At 70.2% G+C, this 26,367-nt stretch carries 25 protein-coding genes and 2 pseudogenes; 16 read left to right on the top strand and 11 right to left on the bottom strand.

Annotated features, from left to right (window positions below):
- Nucleotides 1-18: 18 nt before the first annotated feature.
- From mshA to ABZV34_RS05795, 3 genes are all read left to right on the top strand, one after another.
- Nucleotides 19-1,356: a D-inositol-3-phosphate glycosyltransferase gene (gene mshA / locus ABZV34_RS05805; protein WP_356271640.1), complete on the top strand. Its 1,338-nt coding sequence runs from the start codon at nucleotides 19-21 to the stop codon at nucleotides 1,354-1,356.
- Between the two features lie 38 nt (nucleotides 1,357-1,394).
- A complete protein-coding gene (locus tag ABZV34_RS05800; protein ID WP_356271638.1) occupies nucleotides 1,395-1,886 on the top strand; it encodes a YbjN domain-containing protein in 492 nt (163 codons plus the stop codon).
- Nucleotides 1,887-2,012: 126 nt separating this feature from the next.
- Complete coding sequence (locus tag ABZV34_RS05795; RefSeq protein ID WP_356271636.1) at nucleotides 2,013-3,776, top strand: glycosyl hydrolase family 28-related protein; 1,764 nt, start codon at nucleotides 2,013-2,015, stop codon at nucleotides 3,774-3,776.
- 112 nt (nucleotides 3,777-3,888) lie between these two features.
- Here the strand turns inward: ABZV34_RS05795 and ABZV34_RS05790 are convergent, their stop codons facing one another.
- Nucleotides 3,889-4,701 (bottom strand): AraC family transcriptional regulator, encoded by an 813-nt coding sequence (locus ABZV34_RS05790; RefSeq protein WP_356271634.1) that lies wholly within the window; start codon nucleotides 4,699-4,701, stop codon nucleotides 3,889-3,891.
- 49 nt (nucleotides 4,702-4,750) lie between these two features.
- Between ABZV34_RS05790 and ABZV34_RS05785 the strand changes: the two genes are divergently transcribed.
- Nucleotides 4,751-5,185: a DUF2000 domain-containing protein gene (locus ABZV34_RS05785; RefSeq protein WP_356271632.1), complete on the top strand. Its 435-nt coding sequence runs from the start codon at nucleotides 4,751-4,753 to the stop codon at nucleotides 5,183-5,185.
- Between the two features lie 197 nt (nucleotides 5,186-5,382).
- On the opposite strand, the gene ABZV34_RS05780 is transcribed toward ABZV34_RS05785, so the two are convergent.
- Nucleotides 5,383-6,666 carry an MFS transporter gene (locus ABZV34_RS05780; RefSeq protein WP_356271630.1) on the bottom strand — a complete coding sequence of 428 codons (1,284 nt, stop codon included), beginning with the start codon at nucleotides 6,664-6,666 and terminating at the stop codon, nucleotides 5,383-5,385.
- Nucleotides 6,667-6,850: 184 nt separating this feature from the next.
- On the opposite strand from ABZV34_RS05780, the gene ABZV34_RS05775 reads away from it, so the two are divergent.
- Nucleotides 6,851-7,612, top strand: coding sequence for a phosphoglyceromutase (locus tag ABZV34_RS05775; RefSeq protein ID WP_356271628.1), 762 nt, complete (start codon nucleotides 6,851-6,853; stop codon nucleotides 7,610-7,612).
- Nucleotides 7,613-7,690: 78 nt separating this feature from the next.
- Here the strand turns inward: ABZV34_RS05775 and ABZV34_RS05770 are convergent.
- A pseudogene (locus ABZV34_RS05770) lies at nucleotides 7,691-8,407 on the bottom strand (site-specific integrase); the annotation flags it as partial.
- A 310-nt stretch (nucleotides 8,408-8,717) separates the two neighbouring features.
- Between ABZV34_RS05770 and ABZV34_RS05765 the strand changes: the two are divergent.
- Nucleotides 8,718-9,227 (top strand): DinB family protein, encoded by a 510-nt coding sequence (locus tag ABZV34_RS05765; RefSeq protein ID WP_356271626.1) that lies wholly within the window; start codon nucleotides 8,718-8,720, stop codon nucleotides 9,225-9,227.
- A 480-nt stretch (nucleotides 9,228-9,707) separates the two neighbouring features.
- Here ABZV34_RS05765 and ABZV34_RS05760 read toward each other — a convergent pair whose 3' ends face one another.
- Together ABZV34_RS05760 and ABZV34_RS05755 are read right to left on the bottom strand one after the other, a co-directional pair.
- A complete protein-coding gene (locus ABZV34_RS05760; protein WP_356271624.1) occupies nucleotides 9,708-9,983 on the bottom strand; it encodes a ribosomal protein L7/L12 in 276 nt (91 codons plus the stop codon).
- Between the two features lie 47 nt (nucleotides 9,984-10,030).
- Nucleotides 10,031-10,222, bottom strand: a pseudogene (locus ABZV34_RS05755) (site-specific integrase); the annotation flags it as partial.
- 1,256 nt (nucleotides 10,223-11,478) lie between these two features.
- Here ABZV34_RS05755 and ABZV34_RS05750 point away from each other — a divergent pair.
- Entirely contained in the window at nucleotides 11,479-12,036 is a 558-nt protein-coding gene (locus tag ABZV34_RS05750; RefSeq protein WP_356271622.1) for a DUF3291 domain-containing protein, read from the top strand.
- Nucleotides 12,037-12,181: 145 nt separating this feature from the next.
- Here the strand turns inward: ABZV34_RS05750 and ABZV34_RS05745 are convergent, their stop codons facing one another.
- Nucleotides 12,182-12,622: a VOC family protein gene (locus tag ABZV34_RS05745; RefSeq protein WP_159492101.1), complete on the bottom strand. Its 441-nt coding sequence runs from the start codon at nucleotides 12,620-12,622 to the stop codon at nucleotides 12,182-12,184.
- Nucleotides 12,623-14,181: 1,559 nt separating this feature from the next.
- Here ABZV34_RS05745 and ABZV34_RS05740 point away from each other — a divergent pair.
- Both ABZV34_RS05740 and ABZV34_RS05735 read left to right on the top strand, forming a co-directional pair.
- Nucleotides 14,182-14,910 (top strand): hypothetical protein, encoded by a 729-nt coding sequence (locus ABZV34_RS05740; RefSeq protein WP_356271620.1) that lies wholly within the window; start codon nucleotides 14,182-14,184, stop codon nucleotides 14,908-14,910.
- A gap of 207 nt (nucleotides 14,911-15,117) precedes the next feature.
- On the top strand, nucleotides 15,118-15,303 hold the full coding sequence (locus ABZV34_RS05735) for a hypothetical protein (RefSeq protein WP_356271618.1): 186 nt from the start codon (nucleotides 15,118-15,120) through the stop codon (nucleotides 15,301-15,303).
- Nucleotides 15,304-15,424: 121 nt separating this feature from the next.
- On the opposite strand, the gene ABZV34_RS05730 is transcribed toward ABZV34_RS05735, so the two are convergent.
- The gene (locus tag ABZV34_RS05730) at nucleotides 15,425-16,009 is read right to left on the bottom strand and encodes a hypothetical protein (protein WP_356271616.1); all 585 of its coding nucleotides are present in this window, start codon (nucleotides 16,007-16,009) and stop codon (nucleotides 15,425-15,427) included.
- A 183-nt stretch (nucleotides 16,010-16,192) separates the two neighbouring features.
- On the opposite strand from ABZV34_RS05730, the gene ABZV34_RS05725 reads away from it, so the two are divergent.
- Nucleotides 16,193-16,912, top strand: coding sequence for an SDR family oxidoreductase (locus tag ABZV34_RS05725; protein WP_356271614.1), 720 nt, complete (start codon nucleotides 16,193-16,195; stop codon nucleotides 16,910-16,912).
- A gap of 142 nt (nucleotides 16,913-17,054) precedes the next feature.
- Here the strand turns inward: ABZV34_RS05725 and ABZV34_RS05720 are convergent, their stop codons facing one another.
- From ABZV34_RS05720 to phoU, 3 genes are all read right to left on the bottom strand, one after another.
- Nucleotides 17,055-17,591: a hypothetical protein gene (locus ABZV34_RS05720; RefSeq protein WP_356271612.1), complete on the bottom strand. Its 537-nt coding sequence runs from the start codon at nucleotides 17,589-17,591 to the stop codon at nucleotides 17,055-17,057.
- A 232-nt stretch (nucleotides 17,592-17,823) separates the two neighbouring features.
- A complete protein-coding gene (locus tag ABZV34_RS05715; RefSeq protein WP_187285597.1) occupies nucleotides 17,824-17,976 on the bottom strand; it encodes a hypothetical protein in 153 nt (50 codons plus the stop codon).
- A 188-nt stretch (nucleotides 17,977-18,164) separates the two neighbouring features.
- Nucleotides 18,165-18,854, bottom strand: coding sequence for a phosphate signaling complex protein PhoU (phoU, locus tag ABZV34_RS05710; protein ID WP_168528759.1), 690 nt, complete (start codon nucleotides 18,852-18,854; stop codon nucleotides 18,165-18,167).
- Between the two features lie 239 nt (nucleotides 18,855-19,093).
- Here phoU and ABZV34_RS05705 point away from each other — a divergent pair, with 239 nt between their 5' ends.
- Both ABZV34_RS05705 and ABZV34_RS05700 read left to right on the top strand, forming a co-directional pair.
- The gene (locus ABZV34_RS05705; RefSeq protein WP_153289890.1) at nucleotides 19,094-20,371 is read left to right on the top strand and encodes an ATP-binding protein; all 1,278 of its coding nucleotides are present in this window, start codon (nucleotides 19,094-19,096) and stop codon (nucleotides 20,369-20,371) included.
- The gene (locus ABZV34_RS05700) at nucleotides 20,368-21,048 is read left to right on the top strand and encodes a response regulator transcription factor (protein WP_009340348.1); all 681 of its coding nucleotides are present in this window, start codon (nucleotides 20,368-20,370) and stop codon (nucleotides 21,046-21,048) included. The genes ABZV34_RS05705 and ABZV34_RS05700 overlap by 4 nt, the downstream gene beginning before the upstream one ends.
- A 204-nt stretch (nucleotides 21,049-21,252) precedes the next feature.
- Here the strand turns inward: ABZV34_RS05700 and ABZV34_RS05695 are convergent, their stop codons facing one another.
- Complete coding sequence (locus tag ABZV34_RS05695) at nucleotides 21,253-21,909, bottom strand: DUF461 domain-containing protein (protein ID WP_356271610.1); 657 nt, start codon at nucleotides 21,907-21,909, stop codon at nucleotides 21,253-21,255.
- Between the two features lie 621 nt (nucleotides 21,910-22,530).
- Here ABZV34_RS05695 and ABZV34_RS05690 point away from each other — a divergent pair.
- From ABZV34_RS05690 to cysS, 4 genes are all read left to right on the top strand, one after another.
- Entirely contained in the window at nucleotides 22,531-23,013 is a 483-nt protein-coding gene (locus tag ABZV34_RS05690) for a CarD family transcriptional regulator (protein WP_003953493.1), read from the top strand.
- 408 nt (nucleotides 23,014-23,421) lie between these two features.
- Complete coding sequence (ispD, locus tag ABZV34_RS05685; RefSeq protein WP_329288630.1) at nucleotides 23,422-24,174, top strand: 2-C-methyl-D-erythritol 4-phosphate cytidylyltransferase; 753 nt, start codon at nucleotides 23,422-23,424, stop codon at nucleotides 24,172-24,174.
- Nucleotides 24,164-24,700 carry a 2-C-methyl-D-erythritol 2,4-cyclodiphosphate synthase gene (ispF, locus tag ABZV34_RS05680; RefSeq protein WP_356271608.1) on the top strand — a complete coding sequence of 179 codons (537 nt, stop codon included), beginning with the start codon at nucleotides 24,164-24,166 and terminating at the stop codon, nucleotides 24,698-24,700. The genes ispD and ispF overlap by 11 nt, the downstream gene beginning before the upstream one ends.
- A gap of 210 nt (nucleotides 24,701-24,910) precedes the next feature.
- A complete protein-coding gene (cysS, locus tag ABZV34_RS05675) occupies nucleotides 24,911-26,311 on the top strand; it encodes a cysteine--tRNA ligase (protein ID WP_356271606.1) in 1,401 nt (466 codons plus the stop codon).
- Nucleotides 26,312-26,367: the final 56 nt, after the last annotated feature.

Raw genomic sequence — 26,367 nt, 5'->3', positions numbered from 1 at the left:
AGCGAGGAGGAACGCCACGTGAGCCAGTACGTCAGCAGGCTCGGGCGGCGCTCCCAGGCGACGCCGTCACGGCTCAGGCTTAACCGGAGGCCACGTCGTGTGGCGATGCTGTCCGTGCACACGTCACCGCTGCACCAGCCCGGTACGGGCGACGCGGGCGGCATGAACGTCTACATCGTGGAGCTGGCCCAGCGCCTCGCCGCGATCAACATCGAGGTCGAGATCTTCACGCGGTCCACGACGGCCGCCCTCCCGCCCACCGTCGAGCTGGCCCCGGGAGTCCTCGTCCGGCACGTCGACGCGGGCCCCTACGAAGGCCTCGCCAAGGAGGACCTGCCCGCCCAGCTGTGCGCCTTCACGCACGGCGTGATGCAGGCCTGGGCCGGGCACCGCCCCGGCTACTACGACCTGGTGCACTCCCACTACTGGCTCTCCGGCCACGTCGGGTGGCTCGCCGCCGAGCGCTGGGGCGCGCCCCTGGTGCACGCGATGCACACCATGGCCAAGGTCAAGAACGCCGCGCTCGCCGAGGGCGACACTCCCGAGCCCGCCGCCCGTGTCATCGGCGAGACCCAGATCGTGCGCGCCGCCGACCGCCTCATCGCCAACACCGCGGAGGAAGCCGGCGACCTCGTACGCCACTACGAGGCCGAGTCCGGCAAGGTCGCCGTCGTCCATCCCGGCGTGAACCTCGACCGCTTCCGCCCGGCCGACGGCCGCGCCGCGGCCCGTGCCCGCCTCGGGCTCCCGCAGGACGCCCTGATCCCGCTCTTCGCGGGCCGCATACAGCCTCTGAAGGCCCCCGACGTGCTGCTGCGCGCGGTCGCCGTCCTGCTCGACGAGCGTCCCGAGCTGCGCGGCGACATCGTCGTCCCCGTGGTGGGCGGTCCCAGCGGCAGCGGTCTCGCCAAGCCCGAGGGCCTGCAGAAGCTCGCCGCCCGGCTCGGGATCGCCGACGTCGTGTGCTTCAGGCCGCCCGTCGGCCAGGAGCAGCTCGCGGACTGGTTCCGGGCCGCGTCGGTGCTGGTCATGCCCTCGTACAGCGAGTCCTTCGGACTGGTGGCCATCGAGGCCCAGGCGGCCGGCACGCCGGTGCTGGCGGCCGCGGTCGGCGGGCTGCCCGTCGCCGTGTGCGACCGGGAGACCGGTTTCCTCGTCCCCGGGCACGATCCCGCCGCCTACGCGCGCGTGCTGCGCGATTTCGCCGACGACCGGACGCTCTCGGCCCGGATGGGCGACGCCGCCGCCCGGCACGCGCAGCGCTTCGGCTGGGACACCGCGGCGGCGGCCACGGCGGACGTGTACACGGCGGCGACGCAGACCCACCGCCGCAGGGTGCGCGGCCACCAGGGCTGACACCCCCCGCTGTCGGACGGCTGACGTACGCTCGCCCCATGGCTGACGCAGCGTCGATCGTCGAGCAGGTCCTCACCGAGGCCGAGCTGGAGTGGGAGAGTCCCGCGACGGGCTCGTACGTCGTGAAACTGCCCGGCACCCGCAAGCTCTCGACGACCGTGTCACTGATCGTCGGCAAGCACTCCCTGTCGCTGAACGCCTTCGTGGTCCGCCATCCCGACGAGAACGAGGAAGGCGTCCACCGCTGGCTCCTGGAGCGCAATCTCAAGCTCTACGGCGTGAGTTACGCGGTCGACCCCCTGGGGGACGTGTACCTGGTCGGCAAGCTGCCGCTGGCCGCGGTCACGCCGGACGAGATCGACCGCCTGCTCGGGTCGGTCCTGGAAGCCGCCGACGGGTCTTTCAACACCCTCCTTGAGCTCGGTTTCGCCTCCGCGATCCGCAAGGAGTACGCCTGGAGGGTCTCCCGCGGGGAATCGACCCGCAATCTGGACGCGTTCACACATCTGACTCAGCGCCCGACCGACTGACTCGTGGTCCAGTCCAACTAACCCTTGCACGCCCTCTTCCGGCCGGGCGTTCGCAATGACATGCTCACCGCCGACGCAGATCTGAACGTCATTCACATCCATGGATGTGTGGGAAGGCGGGCGGGCATGAGCGAGAAGCACGTGGGCATCAGCAGGCGGGGCCTGCTCGGCAGCGCCGTGGCCGTGGCGGGCGCCGCGGTGACCGGCGGACCGGCGGCGGCCGCGTCCGGCCGGGCCCCTGCGTCCGCCGGGCCACCGGGCACGGACGCCGGGGCGATCGGCGCGACAGCCGCGCCGACGGGCACGGAAGCCGCGCGGCACGGGGTGCACGGCCAGGTGCCCGCACTCTGGCGGGAGTTCACCCGCTCCCCCTTCACCCACCCGCAGATCCCGTACGTCGGCCGGGCCGGTTTCCGGGCCGGGGCCACGCGCTTCCCCCGCCGCCCCGTCGTGGCCGACGTACGCGACTTCGGCGCCGTGGCGGACGACGGCGTGACGGACTGCGCCCCCGCGATCAACCGTGCCATCGCTGCTGCCGGCAGGGCCGGCGGTGGCACGGTTCTCATCCCGCCCGGCACCTTCCGTGTCGACGACCTGATCCGCGTGGGCCACTCGAACGTCGTCCTGCGCGGCGCCGGCAGCGACCGTACGAAGCTGTACGCGACCAGGAGCCTCACCGAGCTGATCGGCGTCTACGGCTCCCGCTACGGCGGCGACAAGTCCTCCTGGTCCTGGGCGGGCGGCCTCATCTGGCTCGCTCCCACGGCCCGCCTGGACTCCCTCGTCGCCGCCGTCCGGGCGAAGGCCTGGCCGTTCGAGGGCTGGACCGGCAACCGTCGCGACGAGTGGGAGACGCTGACGACGGTGGCACCCGCCACCCGGGGGTCATGGACGGTGACGGTCACCGACCCGCGCCGGCTGAAGGCGGGCCGGCTCGTCCTGCTCCGCCTCGCCGACGACGCCGGCCACACCCTGCTGGAGCACATGGCGGGCGGCGGCCCCGGCCCGGAGGCGTACTACTGGGACGACAAGACCAAGCTGACCAGCTACGTCCCCTACGAGTGGCCCGTGCGCGTCAGCCGTGTGCGGGGCACGAAGGTCACCCTGGAACGTCCGCTCCCGCTCGACATACGCCCCGAGTGGGACCCGCGCCTGACCACCCTCGTGGAGCCACTGACGGGCTCGGGCGTCGAAGGCCTCACCCTGGAGGCCGTCGAGACCCCGCAGCCCCCGCACCTCCTGGACAAGGGCTACAACGGGGTCGTGTTCCAGTGCGCGTACGACTGCTGGGCGGACGACGTCGTCGTACGCCATGTGGACAACGGCTTCGGACTCGTGGCCGCCTCCGCCTGCACCCTGCGCCGCACCCGCGTGGCCGGCCGCGGCTCGCACCACCCGTACTTCTGCCGCGAGGGCTCGCACGACAACCTCGTCGAGGACTTCACCATCGAGCAGCGCACGGTCCCGGCCCCGGCGAACACCCAGCTCCACGGCATCAACGTGGAGGGACTCTCCTCCCACAACGTCTGGTCGCGCGGCGACATGCGGATGGGCACCTTCGACTCCCACCGAGGGATGCCCTTCGCCAACGTCCGCACCGACATCACCGTCGACAACAACGGCCGCCACGGCGGCGACGCCTCCGCCGGGCCCCTCTTCGGCGCCCGATTCACCCACTGGAACATCCGCGACACCAACAACCGCGCCGGCCTCGTCAAGATCGACGGCCTCGCGCCCTACAGCGCCACGGTCGGCGTCAACACCTGCACGGAGTTCGACCAGATCGACGTACCCGACTTCACCGGCGACCTGCGCTCCCGCCTGGAGCTGTACGGGACGACGGACGTCGTACGGCCACGGAACCTGTACGAGGCACAGCGCGACCTCTGAGCCGCGCGGTCCCCGCCGGACCCGTGCCCGTCGTACCGGTCCTACTCGTCGTACCGGTGCTGCCCGTCATGCCCCCCTGTCCGTCGGACCCGTCGTGCCGCTCGGGTGGGGTTCATCGGGTCTGTGGGGCCGGCGTCGCCCCGCCGCGGTAGCGCCCCGGGGCGACTCCGACCAGCCGCTTGAACTGGCGGGTGAGGTGGGACTGGTCGTAGAAACCGGTCGTGGTGGCCACCTCGGCCGGTCTGCCGCCGTCCAGGAGCAGCCCGCGGGCGCGGTCGACGCGCCGCGACATCAGGTACTGGTGCGGCGCGATCCCGAAGGCACCGCTGAACGCCCGTACGAGATGGGCGGGATGGGCGTGCAGGAGCCGGGCGGCCTCGTCGAGGGAGACCCCGTCTACGAGCCGTGCGTCCAGCAGCTCGCGCAGCCGGTCCGCGAGCGTCGGGTCAGGACGCGCCTCCTCGACGGGACGCGGCCGCAGATGGCCGCGCAACCGCTCGGCCACCAGCGTCAGTCTGCTCTCGGCCTCCAGTTCGTCACCGGGGTGCGCGAGAGCGGTGTGCAGCTGCCCGACGCGCCGGCGCAGCAGAGGGTCGCGCAGATCGGGACCGTCCACCGCGGGGCCGATGAGACTCGCGTCGAGCCGGCTCAGGTCGAGATAGAGGACGCGTTTGCGGAATCCGTCCTCGGTGACCGGCGAACCGTTGTGGGGGACGTGCGGCGGCAGCAGCGAGACCGTGTCGTGCGGGGTGCCGTGCTCGTGCCGGTCGAGGTCGTAGCGCACGGCACCGTCGTCGACGATCAGCAGCGTCCACGCCTCGTGGACGTGCATCGGGTACGCGTACTCGGTGTAGTGGGCGTGGAAGACCTCCACGACGCCCGGGATCCGCGGGCGCCACGCGGAGATCTCCCGCTGGGCCGCCATGCAAACAACGTACAAGACGGCGTCGTACGGCGGTCGACAGTCTCGAGGCATGAGCACACCGGACAACGAGCCCACCCGTTTCGACACCAAGATCGCCGTACTGCTGAGGGACGACCTCGAGCCCTGGCAGCGGCTCAACGTGACCGCCTTCCTGGTCAGCGGCCTCGGGGCGACCGTCCCCGAGGTGGTCGGCGAGCCCTATGCCGACGCGGACGGCGTCCCGTACCTGCCCATGTTCCGCCAGCCGGTCATGATCTTCGAGGGCGGCAAGGAGACACTGACCGCGGCGCACGGCCGCGCGCTGGTCCGGGCGCTCCCGAGGGCGGTCTTCACGTCCGACCTGTTCACCACGGGCAACGACCGGGACAACCGGGCCGCCGTACGGGCCGTGCCGACCGCGGCACTGGATCTGGTCGGGCTGGCGGTGTACGGGCCGCGGAACGGGGTGGACAAGGTGTTCAAGGGGGCACGGATGCATCCCTGAGGCCGGGCGGCCGACCGGGCGGGGGCGCCCCCGGGGTGCGGGGGGCGCGGGGCGTGCGGGGTGTGGTGTCTCCGCCCGGCCGGTGCGCGCCGGGTCACCCGTGCCGGCCCGGGACCTCGCCGCCGCCGAGGGACCTGTCGTCGCCGAGGGACCTGTCGCGGCCGCCGATCCCGCCCGCGTTGGCGGTCGCGCCGGGGTCACGACTCCGCCGTGGTCCGTTCGGCCGCTCCTCCCGCCTTCACCGCGGGAGCCTTCCTCACCCCGGGGATCTGCACCGCGGGTTCCTCCGCCGGGAGACGGCTCATCAGCATCCCGTACCCGAGCGCCGCGGCCGTGCCCACCGCCGCGCACAGCCCCCACAGCCACTCCGCGCCGAGCCGGTCGATGACGACGCCGGACATCAGGGGCGCGATGAGCGCGGCGAGCGACCAGGAGAGGGTGTACATGCCCTGGTACCTGCCGCGGCCGTGGGTGGGGGAGAGCAGGACGACCAGCCCCGTCTGCGTCGGCGCGTTGACGATCTCGGCCAGGGTCCACACGCACACCGTGAGCGCGAAGACGCCGACCGAGCCGGCAAAGGCGGTGAGCCCGAAGCCGTACCCGGCGATGAGCGACGAGATCACCAGCAGCCGCCGTGGATCCCGGTGCTGGATGAAACGGGTGACCGGGATCTGCAGGGCGACGATGAGGAAACCGTTCACGGCGATCGCCAGGCCGTAGTCGGCCGGGGTGAACCCGGCCTCGCCCATCGCGACCGGCAGCCCCACGGACCCTTGCTGGAAGACGACGGCGACCAGGAAGGACAGCCCGACCACGCTCATGAAGCGCCGGTCGCGCAGCACGGTCCCGAGACCGGCCTCGTCGGCGGCCTCCTTGGCCGTCCGGACCGGCCGTGACTCCGGCAGCTTCGCGAACACGACCAGCGCGCAGGCCAGCGTCATACCGGCCTCGATGAGGAAGCCCGCGAGGTAGCTGACCTCGGCGATGAACCCGGCGGCCATCGACGAGACCGCGAAGCCGAGGTTGATCGCCCAGTAGTTCAGGGAGAACGCCCGTACCCGGTCCTCGGGACGCACGATGTCGGCCATCATCGCCTGCACCGCGGGCCGGGAGGCGTTGCTGGCCATGCCGACGAGGAAGGCGACGGCGGCGATGCTCACCGGGTCGTGCATGAAGCCGAGCAGCGCGACGGAGGCAGCCGTCGACGACTGCGCGATGAGCAGGGTGGGCCGCCGTCCGAGCCGGTCGGTCATCACCCCCGCGCCGAGCGAGGAGACGACCCCGCCGAGGCCGTGCAGGGACGCCACCAGGCCCGCGTACGAGGCGGAGTAGCCGCGGTCGAGCGTCAGGTACAGCGCCATGAAGGTGGCCACGAAGGCCCCCAGCCGGTTGACCAGGGTGCTGATCCACAGCCACCAGAACTCACGGGGGAGCCCTGAGACGGTCTCTCGGACGGCACGTCTCATCACGACTAGTGGCATGGCGGACCCCAGGTCAGGAAGGCGCGTAAGCGGCTCGGGCGGTAGGCACAACTTACGAGAGTGCGGTCCGGGTGGGCCACTCGATTAACAGATGCCGTCAACCGGCGGGCGTTTGCCTGAGCGTCCCTGTCCGTCTGTCGACCGGGGGAGCGGCGCGTCCGCGCGTTCCATTACGCTCGACCGCATGGCCGACGCACCGTACAAGCTGATCCTCCTCCGCCACGGCGAGAGCGAATGGAACGCGAAGAACCTGTTCACCGGTTGGGTGGACGTCAACCTCAACGAGAAGGGCGAGAAGGAGGCAGTCCGCGGCGGTGAGCTGCTCAAGGACGCCGGCCTGCTGCCCGACGTGGTCCACACCTCGCTCCAGAAGCGGGCCATCCGCACCGCCCAGCTCGCGCTGGAGGCCGCGGACCGCCACTGGATCCCGGTCCACCGCTCCTGGCGCCTGAACGAGCGGCACTACGGCGCGCTCCAGGGCAAGGACAAGGCCCAGACCCTTGCCGAGTTCGGCGAGGAGCAGTTCATGCTGTGGCGCCGTTCCTACGACACCCCGCCGCCGCCGCTCGCCCGCGACGCCGAATACTCCCAGTTCGACGACCCGCGCTACGCGACGCTCCCGCCGGAGGTGCGCCCGCAGACGGAGTGCCTCAAGGACGTCGTCGTGCGCATGCTGCCGTACTGGTTCGACGGCATCGTCCCCGACCTGCTGACCGGCCGCACGGTCCTGGTCGCGGCCCACGGCAACTCGCTGCGCGCCCTCGTCAAGCACCTCGACGGCATCTCCGACGCCGACATCGCGGGCCTGAACATCCCCACCGGCATCCCCCTCACCTACGAGCTGGACGCCGACTTCAAGCCTCTCAACCCCGGCGGCACCTACCTCGACGCGGATGCGGCCGCGGCGGCGATCGAGGCGGTCAAGAACCAGGGCAAGAAGAAGTAGAGAACGCGATCAAGCCCCTGACCTGCGCACACGGTGCAGATCAGGGGCTGCCGTTTGCCCTGGGCTCATCGTGGGCCCTCAGCGCGGGGGAGCGTCCGGCCGGAGAGCCTTCCCGAGAGCCTTCCGCGCGCGGTCCCGACTGCTTGGCATGAGGTGGGCGTACACCTTCAGCGTGAGCCCTGGATCGGAGTGTCCCAGGTACTCACTGACGGCCTTGATGCTCTCTCCGGCGTCCAACAGGACCGATGCGTAGAAGTGCCTCAGCGCGTGCATGCCGTGCTCCCGAGCGGCGGCATGCTCACGGCTCTTCGCCTTGGGGATGACACCGATTTTGGCGAGGGCGGGCTTCCAGTGGTCCTCATTCAGCGATGTGCGCCAGACGTGCCCACCTAGGGGACCGGTGAAGAGCAGTCGTTTGGTCACGGGCGAACCGTTGGCGCGCATCCACGGCAACGTGATCTCAACCGGCGGGAAAAGCTTCATGTGCGCCTTGAGTGCGTCCGCCACGGGATCGGGGAGCGGCACGTCACGCAACTTGCCGCCCTTGGGCGGGGCGAACACCGGCTGACTCAGGCTCAGCTTGAGCTGTTGGACGACGTGAAGCGTGCCGTTGTCGAAGTCCAGCTCTTCGACGGACAGTCCGAGGATTTCCCCCTGACGCAGGCCGCAACCGGCGCCCACGTCGACCATGGGCCGGAACCGTTCGACCAGGGCGCCGCGCATGGCGAAGACCCGATCCGGCAGCCACGGGACGACACGGCGCGCGCCCATTTCCGGGAGCGTCACCGTACGCGAGTCCCACGGGAGGGGGTCCGCTGTCCTGAGGAGTGTCTACGGCCTTCACCTCGAACCCAGGCCCGCCGCGCGAGCGGAGCGAGCTGCCAAGGGACGTGCGGCCGGGTTCCGTTCCTCACTGCTTTGGCTGTAGCTCCTCTGGAGGGAAGCCCTGACCTTTGGCCGGAGTGGTTACCGCGTGTCCGTTCTTGGCTTGTCGCCGTCGTGGAGGTCGCTGCCGTGCCCTTGCTCTAGCTGGTGGCGGTCGGCCGGCGGCCTCAACGCATCTGGGGGCTCCCGGGTCGAGCCCATTGGTTTATGGTTTCCGTTCATGGTCACCCCACAGTCGACAGATCCCTCCGTCTTCTACGCAGCACTCCGCGAACAGTTCGAGGCCTTCCTCCATGAGCATCGATCCGCTCTCAACGACAGCTTGAATGGGTTGACCGAAGAACAGGCGCGTCGGTCATTGGTCACGTCCAAGACCACGTTGCTGGGCCTTGTCAAGCACGCCACGTTTGCCGAGAAGGTCTGGTTCGACGAGGCGATCACATGCCGATCTCGCACCGAGATCGGCATTCCCGACTCGCCGGACGAGTCGTTCGACCTCGACGACGGCGACACCATCGCCTCCGTCCAGCGCGCCTACCAGCAGGCTTGCACGGCGTCCCGTCAGGCCGTCGCAGAGCTGTCGCTGGACGAGCTCGTACGGGGGAACCGCCGGGGTCCGCTGCCGCTGCGTTGGGTTTACCTCCATATGCTGCGCGAACTGGCCGAGCACTGCGGGCACGCGGACATCCTCCGGGAGCAGATCCTCGACAGCACGACGCGCCGCGGCTAGCTGGTGCAGTCCGGCCGAGTACACGCGGCCAGGGCACGTCGAGCTGGCAGTGGTGGACGAGATCGCGACCTGGCTGGCGCAAGGGTAGGCAGTCAAAGGTCAGGGCAGGTCAAGGCTTCCCTCCAGAGGAGCTACGCCCAACTGCTTCCTACCCCACCGAACTGGCACCCCCGCTTGTCGCTTGTCGTGAGGAGGCAGGGCCACACCGCTGGGGGTCGAAAGAGGCTCTGAACAGCGAGCCGACAAGCGACAAGCCTCCCGACGCGATGCGGTCCGGCCGGCGCACCTTTCGGAAGCGCTGAACGGCACGACTCCGGGGTCCGTCCAGATGGCACGCTAACCGCTAACGTGCTGGCCACCAGCGGTTTTGGTCGCTAGCGGGGTCGCTAATGTTAGCGGTCCCTGCCGCTAGCGCCAGAGCCCCTTCGAAGCCCGGAGCCGGGCCGTCTGTGGGCCGTCGGCCGGTTGACCGGTCCGTACTCAGTGCTCGAGAAAGTCCGGCTCCGGATGTTCTCTCGTCTCTGCCTGGGCTCCCGCATCGCGGAGCGCCGAGACGGCTGCCTCCGCGTCCTCCTCGGGCACGCCGGTGAGAACCATGGCGGGAACCCGTGTCACCAGAACCTTGCTGTGCCAGAGGCTCAGCCCCGTCAGCCGACGCACGACCTGGACGACGTCCATCACGCGGAGACCGGCGTCGCTGAGCACCACGTCATGAGGCACGTCGTCGCACACCAGCAAGAAGTACTCGTTCGCCAAGGCTCTCCCCGCCCCTCGCCCCTCTCCCATTCGGAGCGTAGGAGCCCTCAGCCGTCATGTCGCATCGTTTTGGGCGAGCCGAAGACAGCGGCCACGGCTTTGCGGGTCCGCTCCTGGCCGGACGGCATCACGCGAAGCGTCGGACCGGGGTCCGAGTGGCCGAGGTACTCGGCCGGGGCCTTGATGTTCCCCCCCGCGTCCAGGAGCAGCGCCACGTAGAAGTGCCGCAGGGCGTGCATCCGTCGACGGTCGGAGGTCGGACGAGCGACCCGCACGCGGGTTGCGGGGGGAGATGTCCGTCATCCACGGCCGCGCTCAACGGGGCGCGTACGCACCGTACGGGAGTGCCAGCCCGTAGGGATGGGAGACGGGGGTGAGTGGTGAGTAGGCGTGGGTGGGACCATCCTGTATGGCGCTGATGAAGTACATGACAAACAGCAAGGATGATCGATGGTGGATGCAAGGTCTCGGGCTCACGGCCGGAGCGGTCTGGGCCGGCGTCCGCGCGTTGGGTAACGGACGGCCGCCACTACTGCGGGTGGGCTTCGGCGTAGCGGCGATCTGCTTCCTGGCCGCAATTGCGGGACTCATCATCGACCGAATTCGGGCAACCAGGCGAGATCGCAGAGGTTCCGCGGATGACACTGCCGCGGGCGAGCCGCGAGAGCCTTGATCGATGCGGTTTCGAGGAAACCGCGGGGCGTGCCCCTTCCGTGCCGGAACGGACGGGGACTCACGGGGAATCGAGGTGCGCCAGGCCTACCTCCCCACGCTGCCCAAGACAGGGATTCCCAGGTCAGACCTGTGATCCCTCAACCTCGCTCCTCAAAGCGGTGGCTTCCTGGCAACCAGCGGCAGCGGCCGGCCGTCAGCCGCACCGCCTGAATGGTCAGGACTCATCCCGTTGCCCTACTCACAGGTGAAGCCAACAGCGTCAAGGCCATAGTCGCGCTCGCGATTCCCCCAGCAATGGGGAAGGGCGAGCAGATGGCAGACGCAGAGTGCACAGCATGCAGGTTCATCCGGGGCGAGGGGCCGATACCAGGGGGAACACTCCTGAGGACAGCAAATGCGGCTGCCGGCAGTGAACCCAGTCGCTCCGTCATCCAACGCAGTCGACGCCGACAACGCCGCCGGCATCGCCCCGGCACACCGGATCGAGCGGGGTTGCGGGGGTTATCGACGCTGCTTCTCGGCATTCGCTGGGCCGATGCGGACTTCCGCGGAGGCAGGCAGCGCCACCGCCCCAGTTCCCGCAAGGACCTGTGCAGAAGGCCACTTGGACAGGGAATCCGCAACTTCGACAGGGCTCGCAGAGGCAGCTAGCTTCAGCTGGTCTTCGGTGGTCGCCCGCGGTCGTCCGTGGTCGCACAGGGGTTCCTTCAGGCTGGGCCGGCCGCGACGGGTGAGTCGGTTACGCCCCACGAACCCTCGCCCCCATGCGTAAGCCACCGAACTGGGTCCACGCCAGGCAGTCCCGACCAGGGAGAGACGCATGCCCCATCTTGCTCTGTACACATTCGGCGTCCTGAAGTCACCTCTCGCCGATCCCGCCCCTCTCACGCGCGAGTTCTACGACATTGGTGAGGCCGTCCACCGGAAGATCAGTCAGCACCCCGGATACCTCGCGCGTGCTGAAGCGGCAGACGGAGACCGGGGCGCGCTCTTCGAGGCGGACTGGGGTGCATGGGGAGAGTTCGCCGCACCGACTTGGTACGGCAAGGGCCATACGCCGGAAACCACCGCCCTGGCCGCGACCCTCTCGCTCTGGACCGACCTGCGCCCCGCCTTCGACGCCGTCTACACCGGTCGGCACCGTGAGGCGCTGAACAGGCGTTACGACTGGTTCGAGAGGACAGGGCACCCAAATTACGTGTTCTGGTGGGTCTCCGACGGTGTGATACCCACCTGGCAGGACGGGGTTTCCAGGCTGGAGCACCTCCACGACCACGGCTCCGCGCCGCACGCCTTCACCTTCCACGACTCGTTCGCCCCGGACGGAACTCCCACCCGGATCGACGGCATCGGGTCGAAGGGCGACCAGGTTCGCTGACAAGGAAGCCTGAACGACCGGATTCGCTGTCAAACGCCTCGATCGAATGACGGCGAACACCAGTGAGCACCATCGCCGCCGTCAGTTGGCCGCTGCGGCCGGAACCCAAACGGTCGCTCCGGCCGCATGGTTCGGTTCCTTCTTCTCAGCGCAGTTGCTCGGCCAGTCCGACGATGATGCCCTCCGGGCCGCGGAGGTAGCAGAGCAGGTGGCTGTCCTCGAACCGGGCGATCTCGCCGACGAGTTCGGCGCCGTGAGGGCGCAGGCGGGCAACGGTGTCCTCGATGTCGTCGACGGCGAACATGACGCGGTGCGTGCCCAGGATGTTGTGCGGCCGGTTGCGCGGTCCGGCGCTGATCACCGCGGGGCTGCGGTACTTCGCCAGCTCGAGCCGGCTGTGACCGTCCGGGGTCCGTACCATCGCGATGTCACAGCGGACGCCGTCGAGTCCGGTGCACTGGTCGGCGAAGAGGCCCTCGACCTCAGCCCTGCCCTCCAGCTCCATACCCAGTTCCACGAAGAACGCGATGGCGGCGTCCATGTCCTCGACGACGATGCCGACGTTGTCCATCCGCTGAATCGCCATGCTGGATTCTCCCTCTTTCCTCGTGCGGCCGGTGGTGGCCCCTGATGTCCCTGGGACGGAGCCGGTGGCGCGTTCTCGACATCCCCAGACCGCCGAACTCCGAAAAATCTGGATCGCGCCCCAGCACCGCCGCAGCGGACTCGCGAGTCAGGCGCCACCACCGAGGGTGAGGGCGGCGCGGGCGGCCGCTCCCATGAAGACGATCAGCCGCAGCGTGCCGTCCCGCTTTTCAAGGCGGGGACAGCTTGCGTACCTCGAAGAGTGTGGCGCCATCCCGGCGGCAATCGAGACGTTCGGACGTGCGCGGGTCCAGTACGAGGCGTACCGAGCGACCCGAGGCGACGACGCCCCGCCATGGCCTGTCTTCCGGATCAGGCGGTGGGACGGCGGCGGGCGCGGAGTCGTTGGACGCCCTTCACGGCGTAGACGGCGGACATGAGCGCGTAGCCGAGGAAGGCGGCCGGGGTAGGTGGCGGGTTGGGGCAGAGGACAGGTGCGCCTGCTTTCTGCCCGGCCGATCTTGGGCTGTGGGAAGGTACTTCTCATGACGTGCATCCGAAGGGGCCGTGCCTCGTAGAGCAGCAGCATCACTTCGACCGCGGGAACGCGGCCGGGGAGGACCGTGGATCCGGTATCGCGATGTCCCAGGTCTGTCGGGAGCGGCGAATGCCGCCGTCCGCGTGGTTGAGCGGGAGCGGTTGTCTTCGGGCATCGTGTCAGTGGCGCTGAGCGTGTGGTCCGTGCGTGTTCACGGCACCAAGCGCCGGTGGAGGCCGTGGGAGGGCGAGTTCACCTGCCCGTGCTGCGGCGAGGGCTGGGCCCGGGACAAGCTGCAGGAGGCTCTGTCCATGCTGCCGCCGAGAGCGGCCACCGAACTCCAAGGGCAAATCGAGCGCTTGGACGCGGTGCTGCTCAGGCGAACGCACCACGACCCGATGGCGGACCCGGAGTCGGCGTGGTGGCATCGCAGATGCTGACCGGCCGGAACGGTACCTGGGTATCAGTCCGCGGACCGGCGCAGAGGTCGAGCTCGTGCGTCGGCTGGGCTCCGCGCTCCATGCCGCACGCTTACAGCCCCCGAACGGCTCCGACGAGGAGTACCTGCGAGCGGCAGCGTGGCCGGAGGGGGTGGCGGCGGCCGGCCGTCTCGCGGAAGCCGTGGTCTCGAACGCCCTGAGTTCAAAACGCCCTGAGCGGACTCGTCGCACTGAGAAGTCGGCGTGGTGTGTTGTGCCCGAGCCTCCGTTGCGCGTGCCGTCCGGCGCACCCGCCGAGCGCGTCCTGCGGGCCCGCAAGGAGGCTCCCGAGAACGAGCCCTTCCTGGCTGCCGAGATCGATGAGTAGGTGCCGCACTCGTGGCCCGGTCGTCCGCCGTAGAGAGGAAAGTGCGGGGGCCGGGCCGAGGCGTGCGGCTCGCCTGAGCGTCAACCCTGCTGTCGTCTGATAGGGAATGTTCCACTTGGTCCGCTCTGTCCCCGGACAGAGCGGCCGGCCGGGTGGCATCTCTGTGTTCGAACCCCGCGCCACGACGGCACCTGACGCGACAGTAGAGGGAGACCATGAGCTGGACACGCACACGTCGGGCGGCAGCGTCGGCGGCTCTCGCCGGAGCGATCGCCCTCGTCTCAACGGTGCTGCAGCCGGCCCATGCCGGAACGCGGACCGGGCCCGCGCGGTCGTTCGCGACCGTGGCGGAGAAACGGTCCGGCACGCCCGTGCCGCGCCCCCCTCGCCTCCCGCGGGACTTCCGTGGCAAGGGCAAGTACATTGTCCGGGACCTGGGCATCACCGTCCCGTTCACCTGGGAGGGGAGAAACGGCGACAGCCAGATGATCGCGGGCGGTCCGCAGTATCCGATCTGGTTCACCAACCTGATCCACCACGGCAGCCTCTACACCCTGACCTACAAGTGGCCCGGCCTGACCGAACATCCGTGCTCGCAGATCCCGGGCTTCGACCTCGACCGGTTGAACGAGGCGTTCCGAGGCGCACGCTTCGTCGGGCGGGAGATCCTCCAGCGGAACCCGAACCGGTACGTGAACCACTGGCGGGTCGGTGTCGTCCTGCCGAAGCTGCCGCCGGGGAATTTCCTTCGGTTCCCCCTCGCGCTGGGCGACATCTACGTCGATCAGAAGGACCGGGGCACGTTCTGGCAGGTGCTGCAGTTCGGCATCCAGAATCTCTACGACCCCGAGCTGGACGAGTGGCTCGTGATGGACACCTTCGCGCACAGGCCCGGTACGGTCACGCTTCCCCCGCGCTGCTCACCACCGCCGTTGGGTAGGTAGGCCCACGGGACGACGCGGCCGGGCCGGTGCGACGTACCCGTACCGGGGTGGGCCGATCGTCGGGCCACCGCGGACAGGGCAGGCGAGGCAACCGTCCCGCGGAGGCAACCGTCCCGCGGAGGCGGACGTCTCGGAAGGCGGACGTGCGCGCGGGAACCGGGCCGTGGGCTGAGCACCGACCGCACGCGGGCCGGTGAGGGGGAACGGGTGGAAGACGAGCGAGACCGCCCTGACGCGGCGGATCTCGGCGTGGCCGGATGCGGATGGCTGCTGATCGTGGCCGTCATCGCCGCGCCGGGACTCCTGCTGAACGACGGTCCCCTGACGGCGTACTTGGCCGTACCGGGCGGTGTGGCGGGGTTCCTCTGGGCGCGCGACAGGCTCTACCGCTGAGGGAGTTGCCGCGAGAGGTCCGGCAGCGCGGCGCTTCGGGGGGAGCGGCGCGGCCCTCCGGGCGGGGCAGCGTGACCGCCGCCTCGGCGTCCTGCCGGGGCACGTTGGGCGGCGGTCGGGGTCAGTGGCCGCCGGTGGGCCGGTCGCAGGCGGAGTGGTCGGGGTAACCGCCGAAGGCGTCCGCCTGGGTGGAGTCGCGGTTCATCGTGCCCTCCACGCACAGCGGGAAGGTGTCGATGAGGAAGCCGACCCCCGTGGGGCCGTTCTGGTACGACCGCACCTTCGAGGCCGGGTAGCCGAGGCCGGTGAGCGCGTCGCGGGCGCTGTCCGGCGCGAAGTCGCCCCGCTCACGCAGAGGTTCGAGTGCGCCCTCGACCCGTGCGACGGCCGCGAGCCCCTCGCACCGCTCCCGGCCGTGCAGCGGGAAGGGCACCATGAAGCCGTGGTTCTCGGCGTAGTGGTCGGTGGGCGGCGTGGCCGGCCCCGAGGTGCCCGGCGTCCGTGTCGGCGTCGGCGTGGGGCTCTCACCGGGGCACGGGAAGTCCACCGGCGCGCTCGGCGTCGCCGCCGCCCCTGAGGGCCCCTCCGCACCGGCCTCGTCCCCGGGCCGATGCGTTCCGCACCCCACGGCCAGCACGGCCAGCAGGGCCGGTACCACCATCGGCACCATCCCGAGCCGGACCCCCGGCGTCCTGATCACCGTCATGCCCCCGATCCTCCCCCGTGCCGCGGCGTGCGTCATGAGTACGCCTACTCACCCGAGCCCCTCAGGTGTCGGGTGGTGACCGCGCGGGGGGCGGTATACGTTCGAAGAAGGGGCGGCGTCACGCTGTCGTGCCTGGTCGCGGCGCCGGTCTCGGCCCCGCAACCCACGCCGTGAGGTGCCCCCATGAAGATCCAGGACTCGATCGCCCTCGTCACCGGAGCGAACCGCGGACTCGGCGAACAGTTCGCACGGGAACTGGTCGCCGCCGGAGCGGCCAAGGTCTACGCCGGAGCCCGCGACCCCGGGAAGGTCACGGTGCCCGGGGTGGTGCCGGTCGCCGTGGACATCACCGACCCGGAATCCGTGCGTGCGGTGGCCGACCTGGCGCAGGACGTGACGCTGCTCGTCAACAACGCCGGTTCGACGACCCGGGCCGACGTGCTCACTGCCGGTCTGGACTCGTTCCGCACCGAGTTCGAGACACACGTTCTCGGCACCCTCGCCATGTGCAGGGCCTTCGCCCCCGCCCTCGGACGCAACGGGGGCGGCGCGATCGTCAACGTGCTGTCCGTGCTGTCCTGGCTGTCGGTCACGGCCAGCGCCGGCTACGCCGCGGCCAAGTCCGCCGAGTGGTCGGTGACGAACTCCTTGCGGCTGGCTCTCGCGGAACAGGGCACGCAGGTCACCGCCCTGCACGTCAGTTACATGGCGACGGACATGGCCGCGGGCGTGGCGGGTCCGAAGGCCGATCCCGTCGCGGTGGCCCGTGCGGCGCTCGACGGTGTCGAGGCCGGACTCCACGAGGTGCTCGCCGACGACGCCAGCAGACAGGCCCAGGCCGCGCTGGCCGAGGGGCCGGGGGCGTTGTACCCCCAGCTGTCCGGGCGGCCGGGGCTGATCTGAGCACACGGAAAACCGTGCGGGCGGCCGGGGTTGGTCCGAGCACACGCGGGCGGCCGAGGTTGTTCCGGGCGCGCTGGGACAGGTCGTACGGGCGGTGGGGGTCCGGGCATGACGGGCGCGCCCGTCATGGCCGCTGGTCCTCCTACTGGTCGTCCACGGTGATGTGGAAGGTGAGCCGTCGCTCCGTCACGGCCGCCGGGACGGAGTGCGTGCCCGCCGGGACGGTGCGCACGAAGCCCCGGGCCGAGCGGTAGTCCCCCGTACCGCCGGTGATGGCGATGTCGACCGTGGCGGCGGCGGGCAGGTGCAGCAAGGCCTGCGAGGTGATCTGTCCCTGAGGCAGGACGAAGGTGCCGAGACACTGGAGTTCGCCCGGCTCGGTCTGGATGTACGTGCAGACGACACTGTGGTCGCCGATCTTCCTGCCGTCGCGGTAGAGATCCTCGGCGATGATGATCTCGTCTCCCGGACCGAGCCCCTTCCGGCCCGCGTCGAGGGTCTCGGAACGGGTCTGCCTGGCGACCAGCTGGATGATCTCCGTGTGCTGGTGAACGCTTCGGCCGATGTCGGAGGTGGACGGGGTGGCCGACCAGGCGGCCGGCGCCGTGGGGGCGGTGATGAGGAGGACGGCGGCCAGAGCCGCGGCCGCGCTCGGACCGCGTGGACGAATCTTGCGCATGGAACGTCTCCCACTTGCTGCGGAGATGTGCCTTTCGCGGCTTATTTTACCGTTGGGTACGGTCCGGTGCTCGGCGCGTTCTCACTGCTCACGCCCTCCGTACGCGCTCACGCCCTCCCTACGCGCTCGCGCGGTCCGTACATGTGTGCGAGGTCTGTACATGGAGGAAGGGCCCCGCCGTGGTGACGGGGCCCCTCTGGATCCGCGTGCCCTCGCGGGCCGGGGTGTCCGGTCAGCCGCACTGGCAGGGGTTGCCGGACTGGCAGCCGCACCCGCAGCCGGAGCCGCAGCCGCAGGCGCCGAACAGGGGGAGGCTCTTGACGTCGGCGGGCTGTTCGGTGTCCCGGTCCAGGGTCGGGTCGGGCGTGGCGGGGGATTCGGCCATGGGGTTCTCCCTCAATGAGGCCTCAGTGAGGCATCGAGGCATGGGTGCCTACGCCTATTCCATGCCCGCTCCGCTGGGCGCATCAACGGCGCACTGAGGCTCGCGAGCGCCCCCGGAGCCCGGGAACAGGCCTCTTCCGCCCGGACGCGGTCCCCACCGGCCCGGTTTCAGCCTCCCCGCCCCCGGTCTCAGACGCCTTCCGCCCCCGTGACGGGGTGGATGTCGGCCTGGAGCTCGTCCGCGTGCTCGCCCGTCACCAGGTACACCACGCGCTTGGCCACCGACACCGCGTGGTCGGCGAAGCGCTCGTAGTAGCGGCCGAGCAGGGTCACGTCGACGGCCGTCTCGATGCCGTGCTTCCAGCGGTCGTCGAGAAGGTGCTGGAAGAGGGTGCGGTGGAGGAGGTCCATGTCGTCGTCGTCCTGCTCCAGCTGGAGCGCGAGGTCGACGTCCTTGGTGATGACGACCTCGGCCGCCTTGGCCATCAGGCGCTGGGCGAGCTGGCCCATCTCCAGGATCGTGGCGTGCAGGTCGTGCGGGACCCCGCGCTCGGGGAAGCGCAGCCGGGCCAGCTTCGCGACGTGCTGGGCCAGGTCGCCGGCGCGCTCCAGGTCCGCCGACATCCGCAGGGACGTGACCACGATGCGCAGGTCCGTCGCCACCGGCTGCTGGCGGGCCAGCAGGGCTATCGCGCGGGCCTCCAGCTCGTGCTGGAGATCGTCGACCTTCTGGTCGGCCGCGATCACGCTCTCCGCGAGCTTCAGGTCGGCGTCGAGGATGGCCGTCGTGGCGCGTCCGATCGCCGACCCGACGAGGCGGGCCATCTCGACCAGGCCTTCGCCGATCGAGTCAAGTTCCTCGTGGTACGCGTCACGCATTTGGTTGTCCCTCTCTGAATGTCACCTTTGGGGGCCTGGGGGCCGGGCCCCCGTAGGCATCTACTGACCGCCGGACGGGCCCCGTGAACCCCACGCTCCCACGTTCCGGCTCGGACGCGTCCGTTTCCGGCATCCCAAATGAACCACCACTGGCTCCTGGGTGAACTCTGGGCGACGAGTGTTCGAGGTCGCACTCGGATGGCTGTGGGCTGGCGTGTCGACATGCCTAACCTGGAGGCATGGACGTGAACGCGGCGGTCGCCGCAGCGGCAGCGATCGCCGGAGTGCTTACCGGTGTGATCGCCATGCTGGCGTTCCGCTGGAGCGAGCGCGACCAGAAACGCCCCACCCGCACCTCGCTTCACACGGACCCGGTGCTTCCGCCAGGTGTCGACACGGTCCTCTCCGTGCTCCGCTCCTCCGCTGTCGTACTCGACGAGGCCGATGCCGTCGTCAAGGCGAGCTCCGCCGCGTACGCCCTCGGGCTGGTCCGCGGCGGCAAGCTCGCCGTCGAACCCATGCTGCAGATGGCGCGTGACACCCGCCGGGACGGCGAGATACGCCAGGTCGAACTCGATCTGCCGAGAAGGGGAACGGGACGCGGTGAGGCCTTGGCCGTCTCCGCGCGCGTCGCGCCGCTCGGCTCCCGGCTCGTCCTGCTGCTGGTCGAGGACCTCACCGAGGCGCGGCGCATCGAGGCCGTACGGCGTGACTTCGTCGCCAACGTGAGCCATGAGCTGAAGACACCCGTCGGCGCGCTCTCCCTGCTCTCCGAGGCCGTGATGGACGCCTCGGACGATCCGGAGGCCGTGGAGCGCTTCGCCGGTCGCATGCAGATCGAGGCCACCCGGCTCACCAACCTCGTGCAGGAGCTCATCGACCTGTCGAGGGTGCAGAACGACGACCCGCTGGAGGACGCCGAGCCCGTGCGGGTCGGCGAACTCGTCGCCGAGGCCGTCGACCGGTGCCGCCACCAGGCCGGCACCAAGCAGATCACCATGGCCGCCGGCGGCACCGCGGAGCTGAGCATCTGGGGAAACCGCGGCCAGCTGGCCGCGGCCCTCGGCAACCTCGTCGAGAACGCCGTCAACTACTCGCCCGCCCGTACCCGGGTGGGCATAGCCGCGCGCCGGGTGACCGCGCCCGGCGGAGACCTCATCGAGATCGCCGTGACCGATCAGGGCATCGGCATCTCCGAGAAGGACCGGGAGCGCGTTTTCGAGCGCTTCTACCGCGTCGACCCGGCCCGTTCCCGCCAGACCGGCGGTACGGGCCTGGGTCTCGCGATCGTCAAGCACGTGGCCGCCTCGCACGGCGGGGAGGTCACGGTGTGGAGCTCCGAGGGTCAGGGCTCCACGTTCACCCTGCGGCTGCCGGAGGCGGGTGCGGCCCGCGACCGCGTGACCGATCACCACATGCCCGGACTCGACGAAGACGACGAGACCGAGCAGCCCGACGGGACGACCACCGTCTCATCCCCGTATGAACCGCTTCCTGCCCCGGAGGTCCTTCCGTGACCCGAGTGCTCGTCGTCGAGGACGAGGAGTCCTTCTCCGACGCCCTGTCGTACATGCTCCGCAAGGAGGGCTTCGAGGTCGCCATCGCGACCACCGGGCCCGACGGACTCGACGAGTTCGAGCGCAACGGCGCCGACCTCGTCCTCCTCGACCTGATGCTGCCGGGGCTGCCCGGCACGGAGGTGTGCCGTCAGCTGCGCGGCCGCTCCAACGTCCCGGTGATCATGGTCACCGCCAAGGACAGCGAGATCGACAAGGTTGTCGGGCTGGAAATAGGAGCCGATGACTACGTCACCAAGCCCTTCTCGTCCCGCGAGCTGGTCGCCCGTATCCGGGCCGTCCTGCGCCGCCGGGGCGAGCCCGAGGAGGTCACTCCGGCCGCGCTGGAGGCCGGTCCGGTCCGGATGGACGTCGACCGCCACGTGGTCACCGTCTCCGGCTCCAAGGTCGACCTCCCGCTGAAGGAGTTCGACCTGCTGGAGATGCTGCTGCGCAACGCGGGCCGCGTGCTGACCCGTATGCAGCTCATCGACCGGGTGTGGGGCGCCGACTACGTGGGCGACACCAAGACCCTCGACGTCCACGTCAAGCGCCTGCGCGCGAAGATCGAGCCGGATCCGGGTGCGCCGCGCTACCTGGTGACGGTGCGAGGACTCGGCTACAAGTTCGAGCCGTAAACCGGCCCTCCGAAGCACGGGCGCCCGGAACTCCGGCGCCCGGAGACGGGATGCGCGTGCCCTCCGTGGGCGGCATCCCACCGGCCACCGCGCGTGTGGCGGCACGACGACGCCGAAGGGCGGTACCCCGGCGGGGGTACCGCCCTTCGGCGTCGTACGAGCCTTGTACGGCGACCCTCCCGGTGCGGCCGGGAGGCGCGCCGGTCACTGGCCGGAAGCGGACTCCGTGGCCGTCGCGCCGGACGACGCCGAGTCGGACGGCGCGCCCGAGACGGAGTCGGACGGCGACGTGGACGCGTCCGGCGAGGCGGACGTGGAGCCGGTGGCCGTCGCGCCGGGCGCCGCCGGGATGTCGCTCGGCCCCCACTTGGTGAAGTAGCTCGAGGCCGGGACGACGAAGGCGCGCAGGTTCACGTCTCCGGTCCTGCTGAAGGTGAAGGTGATCTTCTGCGCGTTGCCGTCCTTGACGCCCGTCCCGGGGGAGGACAGGGCCGCGGAGGCATTGCCCTTGCCGCCGAGGATGACGGAACCGCCGGCCGGGATGGTCAGCTTGCCCTTGCCCGTGGCGGGCGTGAGCTGGGCGGTGCCGTCACCGGCGACGCTGACCGAGTCCAGGGTCTGCGCGGTGCGGCCGTTGTTGAACAGGGTCGCGGAGATCACCGCAGGACCCGAGGACGTGGTGTCGGGCTGGGTGATGACGAGGGCGTTCTGGATCTTGATGTCGCCGACGCTGGTCGCCGCGTTGTCCGGCTTGACCTCCAGCGTCTGTGCGTCGTTGCCGGCAGCGCACGCGGCGAGCGAGGCGATCGAGAACGCAATGGCGGCGGCGGCGAGGGCGCCGCGTCGAAGGCTGCTGCTCACGGCGGCGGCAACTCCTTGAACGTGGGCGAAGCAGGGCGACTCCTGTGCAAAGCCGCCCTAAGGGTCTGTCAGCGGCCTTAGGTTACCGAGCCGTTCCCGTGCCATCGCACCCGACCCGCCCCTTCGCCCCCTCGAGCCCCGTCGCGCCGTCCCCGCGCGCCGGTCCGTACGGCGTGACGGGCCGCCGCGACGGCTCCTTTGGACACAGCTCGTCTGCCATTCACATAAGTAGCCATGAGATCCGCTTGGGGTTTTCCGGCAGGGAATCCGTGGCGGACCAGGAAATTGATCATCGACAGTTCGGTGAAGGGCGTGATCAATTCCGGATTCGTCTCGTACCGGACTCCGGCAACCGAACGGAGTAGCGGAAGTCGAGCTCCTGGAGCAGGACAAAACGGGATGTTCGGACCCTGGTCAGGGTCTACAGGTGTGTGTACCGTACGCGTTTCGCCTGCCCTGGACAGCCGCTCCCACCTGCGAATACCCTCTTCCGCTCGCCCCTCGCAGCACGTTCCTGTCGCGGTTGTCAAGCCCCGAGATATGCCCTGACCTGCGAAAACGCCATTCAGAAGACGCAGTTTCCGTGTTACCCTGGATAGCCACGGAAGGGGTACCTGTCACATGACGTTCAAGGTTGGCGACACCGTGGTCTATCCCCATCACGGGGCCGCGCTGATCGAGGCCATCGAAACTCGCCAGATCAAAGGCGTGGACAAGACCTACTTGGTGCTGAAGGTCGCCCAGGGCGACCTGACGGTACGTGTGCCAGCGGACAATGCGGAGTTCGTCGGCGTGCGTGATGTGGTCGGTCAGGACGGGCTGGACCGGGTCTTCGAGGTGCTGCGCGCGCCGTACGCCGAGGAGCCCACGAACTGGTCGCGTCGTTACAAGGCAAATCTGGAGAAGCTCGCCTCCGGCGATGTCATCAAGGTCGCGGAAGTCGTGCGTGACCTGTGGCGTCGTGAGCGCGAGCGCGGACTCTCCGCCGGTGAGAAGCGGATGCTTGCCAAGGCCCGGCAGATTCTGGTGAGCGAACTCGCCCTCGCGGAGAACACGAACGAGGACAAGGCCGAGGCTCTGCTCGACGAGGTTCTCGCGTCCTGACGCATCAGCGCCTAGACGGTGGTCGTTCGGACGGTGGATTGGTTCATCTGTCGTTCGGACGGTAGTCGTTCTGACGTAAAGCACAAGGCCGCGCAACTGTGCAATGAAATGCCGCGGTGCCCGATGACGCAATGGGAATTGCTGTCGCCGGGCGCTGCGGCATGTTCGTACCCGCATCTCCTCGGAAACCCGGGTCTCCCCGAAGTCTCCGCCCCGAATCCTCATGCCCCGGCACGTGACAATGCGCCGGGATACCTGATGTGCCGGGCCCGGGGCGGCCGACTCGACCGGATGTCACGGAAGGGTCCGGTCAGGACGACGCGCCGGGCGCTCCCCCACGCTCCGCGAGCGGGAGGCACGCCAGGGCCATACCCACGCAGGCCGAGTACACAAACCTGACAGGAACCGATGTCTGACGATTCGCGCCCTTCGCCGTCCGGGAACCCCGTCGCGGCCGTGATTCCGGCCGCCGGCCGGGGCGTGCGCCTCGGTCCGGGCGCCCCCAAGGCGCTTCGGGCGCTGAACGGCACGCCCATGCTCATCCACGCGGTGCGGGCCATGGCCGCCTCCCGTGCCGTCTCGCTGGTCGTCGTCGTGGCGCCGCCCGACGGGACGGCCGAGGTCAAGACCCTGCTCGACGCGCACGCGCTGCCCGAGCGCACCGACTTCCTGGTGGTCGCCGGCGGGGACAGCCGACAGGAGTCCGTGAAGTACGGGCTCGACGCGCTGCCGCCCGGGATCGACATCGTCCTCGTGCACGACGCGGCCCGGCCGCTGGTGCCGGTGGACACGGTGGACGCGGTCATCGAGGCGGTACGGGACGGCGCGCCGGCCGTCGTGCCGGCGCTGCCGCTCGCGGACACCGTCAAGCAGGTCGAGCCGGCGAGCGTGCCGGGGACACCGGAGCCCGTCGTCGGCACACCCGAGCGGGCTCGGCTGCGGGCCGTGCAGACCCCGCAGGGCTTCGACCGCGCCACCCTCGTACGGGCCCACGACACCGTCACCGACGACGTGACCGACGACGCGAGCATGGTCGAGCGGCTCGGGGAGCGGGTCGTGGTGGTGCCGGGGCACGAGGAGGCGTTCAAGGTGACGCGTCCCCTGGACCTCGTCCTCGCGGAGGCGGTCCTCGCGCGCAGGAGGGCGAACGATGGGTTCTGAGGTCTCCGGGACGGCGGACGCCGGGACGCCGTCCGCCACGGGTGCGCCCCTGCTGCCGCAGGTCGGTGTCGGTACCGACATCCACGCCTTCGAGGACGGCCGGGAGCTGTGGTGTGCCGGGCTGTTGTGGGAGGGGGAGGGGACCGGGCTGGCCGGGCACTCCGACGCGGACGTCGTCGCGCACGCCGCCTGCAACGCCCTCTTCTCCGCGGCCGGGCTCGGTGACCTCGGCGCGCACTTCGGGACCGGGCGGCCCGAGTGGTCCGGCGCGTCCGGGGTGACCCTGCTGACCGAGGCCGCGCGGATCGTGCGGGCGGCCGGTTTCGTCATCGGCAATGTCGCCGTCCAGGTCGTCGGACCCCGGCCGAAGATCGGGAAGCGGCGGGACGAGGCGCAGAAGGTCCTGTCCGAGGCGGTGGGGGCGCCGGTGTCGGTGTCCGGGGCCACCACGGACGGGCTGGGGTTCCCGGGCCGGGACGAGGGTTTGCTGGCGGTGGCGACCGCGTTGGTGGCACGCGCGGTCTGAGGGCGCGTACCCCGGTCAGGGGGCCGCCGCCCCACGGGCCCCCGCTTCGGCCTCGAGGGCCCTGTCCGCAAACGCCGGACGGGGAGCGGGCCGGGACCGATGAGGGGCCCGGGACGCGGGAGCCGCCGGTGAGGGTCGTATGTCACGAATACGTGCCCCTTGCGCGGGAAGGGGCGCGGGGCACTACCCCGTGGCCACTACCCTGGAGGCGTGACCATTCGCCTGCACGACACCAGCGCCCGGCAGATTCGTGACTTCTCCCCGCTCAAGCCGGGTTGTGTCTCGATCTACCTCTGCGGCGCCACCGTGCAGGCCGCCCCGCACATCGGGCACATCCGCTCGGGCCTCAACTTCGACATCATGCGCCGCTGGTTCGAGTATCGCGGTTACGACGTCACGTTCATCCGGAACGTGACCGACATCGACGACAAGATCATCACCAAGTCGGCCGAGCAGGACCGCCCTTGGTGGGAGATCGGGTACGAGAACGAGCGCGCCTTCAACGACGGCTACGACGTGCTGGGATGCCTCCCGCCGAGCTACGAGCCGCGGGCGACCGGCCACGTGACCGAGATGGTCGAGATGATGCGCGGGCTCATCGAGCGCGGTCACGCGTACGAGTCCGACGGCAACGTCTACTTCGACGTGCGGTCCTTCCCGGGCTATCTGCAGCTGTCCAACCAGGAGCTGGACAACCTCCAGCAGCCGTCCGGCGTCGGCGAGACCGGCAAGCGGGACCCGCGCGACTTCGCCATGTGGAAGGCCGCCAAGCCCGGTGAGCCCACCTGGGAGACCCCGTGGGGGCGCGGCCGGCCCGGCTGGCACCTGGAGTGCAGCGCCATGGCGCACAAGTACCTGGGCAGCGCGTTCGACATCCACGGCGGCGGGCTGGACCTGATCTTCCCGCACCACGAGAACGAGATCGCGCAGGCCAAGGCCTTCGGGGACGAGTTCGCCAAGTACTGGGTGCACAACGCCTGGGTCACCATGAGCGGCGAGAAGATGTCCAAGTCCCTGGGCAACTCCGTGCTGGTGAGCGAGATGGTCAAGCAGTGGCGCCCCGTCGTGCTGCGCTACTACCTCGGCACCCCGCACTACCGCTCGATGATCGAGTACAGCGAAGAGGCCCTGCGCGAGGCCGAGTCGGCGTTCGCGCGGATCGAGGGCTTCGTCCAGCGGGTGACGGAGCTGGCGGGCGGAGTCGTCGAGCCCGTCGCCGAGGTGCCGCCCGCGTTCGCGGAGGCCATGGACGACGATCTGGGCGTGCCGCAGGCGCTCGCCGTCGTGCACACCACCGTGCGGCAGGGCAACTCCGCCCTGGCCGCCGACGACAAGGAAGCCGCCGTGGCACGGCTCGCCGAGGTCCGGGCCATGCTCGGCGTCCTCGGCCTCGACCCGCTCGATCCGGCGTGGGCCGGCGAGGGCGACCGCGGCGAGGACCTGCACGGAGTCGTCGACACCCTCGTACGCCTGGTGCTCCAGCAGCGCGAGGCGGCGCGCGGCCGGAAGGACTGGGCCACCGCGGACGCCATCCGCGACCAGCTCAACCAGTCGGGTCTCGTCATCGAGGACGGGCCGCAGGGACCCCGGTGGACACTCGGCCCGCGCTGAGTGTTCCTTGATCGAGTGTGCCGCCCGGCTCTCCGGGCGGCACACTGCATAGACGA

Source organism: Streptomyces sp. NPDC005195, assembly GCF_040608315.1.
GTDB classification, from domain to species: Bacteria; Actinomycetota; Actinomycetes; order Streptomycetales; family Streptomycetaceae; genus Streptomyces; species Streptomyces kaempferi.
This window is presented reverse-complemented; position numbering and strand designations above follow the sequence as displayed.

What these genes read in the sequence shown, in the direction of transcription:
- ABZV34_RS05730 (WP_356271616.1), bottom strand. Translation starts at nt 16,009, where the DNA reads ATGACGGTGATCAGGACGCCGGGGGTCCGGCTCGGGATGGTGCCGATG.
- ABZV34_RS05800 (WP_356271638.1), top strand. Translation starts at nt 1,395, where the DNA reads ATGGCTGACGCAGCGTCGATCGTCGAGCAGGTCCTCACCGAGGCCGAG.
- ispD (WP_329288630.1), top strand. Translation starts at nt 23,422, where the DNA reads ATGTCTGACGATTCGCGCCCTTCGCCGTCCGGGAACCCCGTCGCGGCC.
- ABZV34_RS05750 (WP_356271622.1), top strand. Translation starts at nt 11,479, where the DNA reads ATGCCCCATCTTGCTCTGTACACATTCGGCGTCCTGAAGTCACCTCTC.
- phoU (WP_168528759.1), bottom strand. Translation starts at nt 18,854, where the DNA reads ATGCGTGACGCGTACCACGAGGAACTTGACTCGATCGGCGAAGGCCTG.
- ABZV34_RS05725 (WP_356271614.1), top strand. Translation starts at nt 16,193, where the DNA reads ATGAAGATCCAGGACTCGATCGCCCTCGTCACCGGAGCGAACCGCGGA.
- ABZV34_RS05715 (WP_187285597.1), bottom strand. Translation starts at nt 17,976, where the DNA reads ATGGCCGAATCCCCCGCCACGCCCGACCCGACCCTGGACCGGGACACC.
- ABZV34_RS05790 (WP_356271634.1), bottom strand. Translation starts at nt 4,701, where the DNA reads ATGGCGGCCCAGCGGGAGATCTCCGCGTGGCGCCCGCGGATCCCGGGC.
- ABZV34_RS05785 (WP_356271632.1), top strand. Translation starts at nt 4,751, where the DNA reads ATGAGCACACCGGACAACGAGCCCACCCGTTTCGACACCAAGATCGCC.
- ABZV34_RS05775 (WP_356271628.1), top strand. Translation starts at nt 6,851, where the DNA reads ATGGCCGACGCACCGTACAAGCTGATCCTCCTCCGCCACGGCGAGAGC.
- ABZV34_RS05705 (WP_153289890.1), top strand. Translation starts at nt 19,094, where the DNA reads ATGGACGTGAACGCGGCGGTCGCCGCAGCGGCAGCGATCGCCGGAGTG.
- ABZV34_RS05720 (WP_356271612.1), bottom strand. Translation starts at nt 17,591, where the DNA reads ATGCGCAAGATTCGTCCACGCGGTCCGAGCGCGGCCGCGGCTCTGGCC.
- ABZV34_RS05745 (WP_159492101.1), bottom strand. Translation starts at nt 12,622, where the DNA reads ATGGCGATTCAGCGGATGGACAACGTCGGCATCGTCGTCGAGGACATG.
- ispF (WP_356271608.1), top strand. Translation starts at nt 24,164, where the DNA reads ATGGGTTCTGAGGTCTCCGGGACGGCGGACGCCGGGACGCCGTCCGCC.
- ABZV34_RS05690 (WP_003953493.1), top strand. Translation starts at nt 22,531, where the DNA reads ATGACGTTCAAGGTTGGCGACACCGTGGTCTATCCCCATCACGGGGCC.
- ABZV34_RS05780 (WP_356271630.1), bottom strand. Translation starts at nt 6,666, where the DNA reads ATGCCACTAGTCGTGATGAGACGTGCCGTCCGAGAGACCGTCTCAGGG.
- ABZV34_RS05795 (WP_356271636.1), top strand. Translation starts at nt 2,013, where the DNA reads ATGAGCGAGAAGCACGTGGGCATCAGCAGGCGGGGCCTGCTCGGCAGC.
- ABZV34_RS05765 (WP_356271626.1), top strand. Translation starts at nt 8,718, where the DNA reads ATGGTCACCCCACAGTCGACAGATCCCTCCGTCTTCTACGCAGCACTC.
- ABZV34_RS05740 (WP_356271620.1), top strand. Translation starts at nt 14,182, where the DNA reads ATGAGCTGGACACGCACACGTCGGGCGGCAGCGTCGGCGGCTCTCGCC.